5 protein-coding genes and 1 pseudogene are annotated in these 5,052 nt (G+C 62.7%); all 6 read left to right on the top strand.

What is annotated here, in order from left to right; genetic code table 11:
* A partial coding sequence (locus B2W52_RS18215; RefSeq protein ID WP_286803852.1) for a hypothetical protein occupies positions 1 to 992 on the top strand: 992 nt, incomplete at its 5' end.
* A complete protein-coding gene (locus B2W52_RS18210) occupies positions 989 to 1,885 on the top strand; it encodes a complex I subunit 1/NuoH family protein (protein ID WP_153741174.1) in 897 nt (298 codons plus the stop codon). The genes B2W52_RS18215 and B2W52_RS18210, both read left to right, overlap by 4 nt.
* Positions 1,885 to 2,421, top strand: coding sequence for an NADH-quinone oxidoreductase subunit J family protein (locus tag B2W52_RS18205; RefSeq protein ID WP_053113952.1), 537 nt, complete (start codon positions 1,885 to 1,887; stop codon positions 2,419 to 2,421). Before B2W52_RS18210 ends, B2W52_RS18205 begins: the two co-directional genes overlap by 1 nt.
* Positions 2,418 to 2,729: an NADH-quinone oxidoreductase subunit NuoK gene (gene nuoK, locus B2W52_RS18200; protein WP_053113951.1), complete on the top strand. Its 312-nt coding sequence runs from the start codon at positions 2,418 to 2,420 to the stop codon at positions 2,727 to 2,729. Before B2W52_RS18205 ends, nuoK begins: the two co-directional genes overlap by 4 nt.
* Positions 2,726 to 4,624: an NADH-quinone oxidoreductase subunit 5 family protein gene (locus tag B2W52_RS18195; protein ID WP_286803851.1), complete on the top strand. Its 1,899-nt coding sequence runs from the start codon at positions 2,726 to 2,728 to the stop codon at positions 4,622 to 4,624. Before nuoK ends, B2W52_RS18195 begins: the two co-directional genes overlap by 4 nt.
* Before the next feature lie 15 nt (positions 4,625 to 4,639).
* Positions 4,640 to 5,052 (top strand): annotated as a pseudogene (locus tag B2W52_RS18190) (NADH-quinone oxidoreductase subunit M); the annotation flags it as partial.

The raw sequence follows: 5,052 nt of genomic DNA, 5'->3' as shown, positions 1-5,052 counted from the left end.
GGCATGATCATGGTGGGCATGACCACGGCGCCTCGGGATTCATGTCCATGATTGAAGTGACCAAGGACCTGCCTCGTAGCGCCGACGGGTTGGCGATGGACTGGATGGAGGTGCCGTTCGGTCCGGTTTTCCCCGGTCTGCCTGGTGGGCTCAAGTTGACGCTGACTCTTGACGGTGACGGCGTAACAGAAGGACAGGCCACATCCTTGGTGGGCATGATCAATGAGAGTGAAGAAGGCAAGGAGATCGACGCCGAGACCTTTATCGAGCGCCTGGCGTCGGCCATGCCACTGGCCAGCGTGAGCTACCGACTGCTGGCCTGCCTGGCAATCGAGCGGGCGGCTGGTCTGGAGAACGATTCGGCAACCGATCAGGCCCGGGCTGTGGCGCTTGAATGTGAGCGCATCGCCAGTCACCTGGGTTGGCTGGCGCAAACGGGGCGCCAGCTCGGCTTCGCCTGGTTGACGGATCGTGCCGCAACCCTGCAACTGGAGATCCGCCGCGCCAGTGGAAAACGGCTTTTGGAACTGACGCCCGCTCTGCATGCATTGGCGGCTCGTCTTGGGCGAACGCCTTTGCTCAAATCGCGATTGAAGGGGATCGGCATACTGCCATCGGGCACTGGGGGCCTGAGTGGCCCCGTGGCGCGCGCTGCTGACGACGCCGGAGATGCCTGGGCGCGCCTGTGGCAGCGCCTGGACGAAATCATCACGAGCCTCGACTACATCAAGGCAACCGGGGAGCCGGGGCTACCTGTTTTGCGAAACATCGGGCGTGGATCAGGCACCGGTGAGGCCACCGTGGAAACCCCGCGCGGCGAGGCTCAACTGAGCCTGATTCTGGAACACGGCCAGGTGAAATCCTACAGGTTGGACACCGCCTGCAGTCACCATATCGGCCTGGTCGCAAAGCTTGTCGAGGGCCGGGAACTGGGCGACGCACTGGTGGCGGTCGGATCACTTGACCTTTCGCCCTGGGAGGTGATCTCGTGAACTTCGTCATCGTGTTGGTTGCGTTGCTTGGTAGCGTCTGGCTGCTCGCCGTGGTCGAGGGCTGGACGACAACGGGCCGCCTGCGTCCGGCCGCGCCCCTACTCAGCGGCCTGGCGCACCTCGGTCGTGAATCCATTGTACCGCGCACGCCGGACCGGGTCTTTTTCGAGACGGCGCCGGTGCTACTGCTGATCGTCGCGGTGCTTGGCGCGGCGGTTCTGCCTCTGGCGCCGACCCTGGTGATCGCGGATCTGGCTACCGGTGCGCTGTTCATCAACGCGGCGCTTGCCTATGTGCTGGTGGCGCTCATCATGGCCGGCTGGGGCCCGAATGGCGCCTACGCCATGATCGGCGGCTGGCGATTCCTTGGCCAGCTCATCGCCTACGCCATGCTCATTGTCATGCCCATCACTGCGGTGGCGATGCGCGCCGAATCCCTGGTGACCACGGTGATCGTTGGCTCCCAAGACGGCTTGTGGAACATTGTCTATCAGCCGCTTGGTTTCGTGCTGTTTTTCATTGCCGCCATGGCGCTGGCGTTTCGTGCGCCTTTTGATCTGCCAACCGCACCCGGGGAACTGGGCGGGGGTGTGGACGCGGAATACACCGGCGTGCGCCTGGGAGTGTTGCGCCTGGCCAGGCTGACGCTGGTGATCACGCTGGCTTCCGCGACCACGGTGTTCTACCTCGGCGGCTGGCATGGGCCGCTGCTGCCTCCCTGGGCCTGGAGCCTGATCAAGACCCTGGCCGTGGCCGTGTCGATGCTCCTGGCCGGTCGCTATCTGCCGCGCATTCGCGAGGCGGATCTGATGCGGTGGTGCTGGACCCTGGGGATTCCCCTGGCACTGCTCAATATCATTGTTGTCGGTTTACTGGTTCTGGTGGTTCCATAATGTACGCTCAGGCTTTTTTTGTTGCCGTTTTCGGGCTGGCCGCCATCGGCTTCGGCGTGGTGGTGTTTCGCACATCGTCCATGGTGCGTTCCGCGCTGGCGCTGTTGTTTTCTCAGACTGCCGTCGGCTGCATGTTCCTGGCGATGCAGACCGAATTCCTGGGCGTGCTGCAGATCATGATGATGGCCACGGAGATGAGCATCATGGCGATTTTCATGGTGATGTTCATGATGGACCCGGGCGGGATGGGGGGCATGGATATGACCCACCAGAAGCGCTTTTCAATTGGCGCTGGCGTGGTCGCTGCCGGTGTTGCGATAGTGGTCGCGTTTTGGGCCGATTGGGGACCTGTAACGGCCGAGGCGCCGGATGCGGCGATGCAGACACGGGCGCTGGGCATCGAGTTGCTGGGACGTTCCATGCTGATCTTCGAAACCGCCGGCGTTACTATCCTGACCGCAATGATCGCGGCCACGGCGGTGGCGATACCGGTGCAAACGACGGCCAATAGTGCTGACAAGGAGGATACGGAATGACTCTCGTCCTGATCGTGGCGCTTGTAACCGGTGCAATCCTGTTCGGTATTGGTGTTTATGGCGCGTTGTCCCAGACCAATCTGGTTATGATCATGATGGGGGTGGAGCTGATTCTTGCGGGCGCGTTGGTGAACCTGGTCGCCTTCTGGCGTTTTCTGCACCCCGAAAGCTACTCCGGCCAGATGTTCGTGCTGGTGGTGATGACCGTCATGGCGGTCGAAATGGCGGTTGGCTTCGGTGTCGCGATTGCGCGTTTCCGGGCCAAGGGCTCGGTTGAAATGGAAGAAGCCGGGGACCTGAAAGGATGAGTGCAGTGCTTCTACCGATAATGCCACCGCTGATCGCGGCCATGGCGTTGCTGGTCCTGCGCCGGGGCTCCACGGCGCTGGTTCTCGGCGGGGCGACGTTGAGTCTGGGCGGCAGTCTATGGTTACTGACCCGGGTCGCCGGCGGGCAGGCCGAAACCCTGCTTCTGCCGGGGCTGCCAGACATGCCGCTTCGAATGGTTGCCGGACCTCTGGAAGCGCTGTTGACGGTGGCGGTGGCCACCGTAGGCACGTTCGTGCTGATTTATGCAGTTGGTTATATGAAGCGGGAGTCCGGCCTGTGCCGCTTCTACGCCGTAATGTCCCTGTTCCTGGCTGCCATGCAGGCGTTGGTGCTGTCCGGCGACTGGGTTCTGTTGCTGGCGGCCTGGGAATTGATCGGTTTGTGCAGTTACCTGCTGATTGGCTTCTGGTTCCAGCGACCCGAGGCCGCGGATGCCGCCGGTCGCGCTTTCCTCTACACTCGTAGCGCCGATCTGGGTTTGTACGTGGCGGTATTTATGCTGATTGGGTCGGCCGGTACCGGCGAGATTGCCGCCTCCCTGGAGGCCGGCGGCAGTGCCTCGACCGCCGCGGGGCTTTTGTTGCTGCTGGCCGCCATGGGTAAGTCGGCCCAGGTCCCCTTGCAGGACTGGCTTATGCGCGCGATGGCGGGGCCGACACCGGTCTCGGCGCTGCTGCACTCGGCCACCCTGGTGGCGGCGGGTGCTATCCTGCTGATCCGTTCGGCCCCGCTGCTGACACCCGAGGTGTTGCTCGTCGTCGGACTTGTCGGCGGCGTTACCACGGTGGCAGCCGGGGTTATTGCACTTGCCGAGCGTGATCTCAAACGCCTGCTCGCGGCTTCCACTGCCAGTCAATATGGCTTGATGCTGGTTGCGGTTGGAGCCGGCGTTCCGCTGGCGGCTCTCATGCATTTGCTCGCCCATGCAGCCATCAAGAGCACCCTGTTTCTTGCCGCCGGAGACTTCCAGCATGCTCGCGGGGGTACCGGGTTCGATCAGTTGGAGGGGGTTGGTCGTGACAGACCCTGGACTTTTGCCGGCTTTGCGCTGGCAGCGCTGGCACTGGCCGGTATCCCGCCACTGAGTGGGTTCTTCTCCAAGGATGCGGTAATCGCCGCCGCCCTGTCTGCGCAGGGTGCCGCCTGGCTCGGCCCCCTGGCGCTGGCCGGTACCCTGCTGACCGGCGGCTATATGGCCCGGGCCTTGTGCCTGCTATGGCGAGGCTCCGGAGAAACCCGCCCGGTTGCCGGTAGTGCCTGGATGCGCGTGGGCATTTGGGGGTTGGCGGTCCCTGCCACGATTCTCGGCCTGGCCTTCGGCCCCATCGAGGCCGTTCTTGATCTGCCCGCCGTCACCGCAGGCACATTGGCCGTGCTCCTCGGGCTTCTTGCTGCCGCGTGTGGCCTCGGCCTGGGCTGGCTCGTGCCGGCTCCCCGCCTGCTAGGTCCGGTCTATCCGTGGGCGCGACGCGGACTTTCCGTTGGCGGTGGGCTTACGGTCTGGGTCGGTAGGCCAGCAATGGCTGTAGCCCGAGGATGTGAGCGTTTGGAAGGGCGTCTGTATGAAGCTGTGCTTTCTCTTGGGCGCGCCGGTCTCTTCCTTGCCTCTGCGGGCGAGGGAACGGAGCGGGGCTTGTTCAAGATTGTGCTTTGCGTGGGCAGAGTGAGCCTGAGGGTCGCGACCTACGTGCGGTTTGGAGATGAACGCCGTATCGACGGCCTGATTTTCGCCCTGGTGGCGGCTGTGCGTGCACTGGGTGCACGAGCCCGAAACCTCCAAAGCGGCCTCATCCACCACAGCCTGGCGATCAGTGCGGTCGCAATCGCCGTCACATTGGCTGTTCTGCTTTTTGCTTCATCGACGAGCTTTTAGAGGAAACCCATATTCATGTTACCACTTGTCTCGCTCACCCTGTTTTTGCCGCTGGTCGGCGCGGTGCTGATTCTGTGTCTTCCGAAGCCCGCAACGCGTACGGTACACGTCATAGCGATTATTACCGCCGCCCTTACACTGATCGGTGCTCTGTCCATGTGGTTTCAGGGTGCGAGCGGTGCAGGCTTTTCCCAGGTCGAAGAGCTGCAATGGATACCGGCCATCGGTGCCGCCTACCGGGTGGGAGTTGATGGGATCAGTCTGCCTTTGGTGCTGTTGAGCGCCGTTCTTTTCCTGGTTGCTGTGATCTATGCGTCGTCGCTTCGTGAACGTCCGCGCGCCTATATTGCTCTGGTACTTCTTCTGGAAACTGCGTCTATCGGTACCTTTACAGCCCTCGACGGTATCCTGTTCTACGTCTTCTTCGA

This window comes from Marinobacter sp. UBA2498 (assembly GCF_002341575.1).
Classification (GTDB): domain Bacteria; phylum Pseudomonadota; class Gammaproteobacteria; order Pseudomonadales; family Oleiphilaceae; genus Marinobacter; species Marinobacter manganoxydans.
The sequence above is the reverse complement of the archived record's forward strand: the minus strand, read 5'-3'. Positions and strand labels throughout refer to the sequence as shown.

What these genes read in the sequence shown, in the direction of transcription:
- B2W52_RS18195 (WP_286803851.1), top strand. Translation starts at nt 2,726, where the DNA reads ATGAGTGCAGTGCTTCTACCGATAATGCCACCGCTGATCGCGGCCATG.
- nuoK (WP_053113951.1), top strand. Translation starts at nt 2,418, where the DNA reads ATGACTCTCGTCCTGATCGTGGCGCTTGTAACCGGTGCAATCCTGTTC.
- B2W52_RS18205 (WP_053113952.1), top strand. Translation starts at nt 1,885, where the DNA reads ATGTACGCTCAGGCTTTTTTTGTTGCCGTTTTCGGGCTGGCCGCCATC.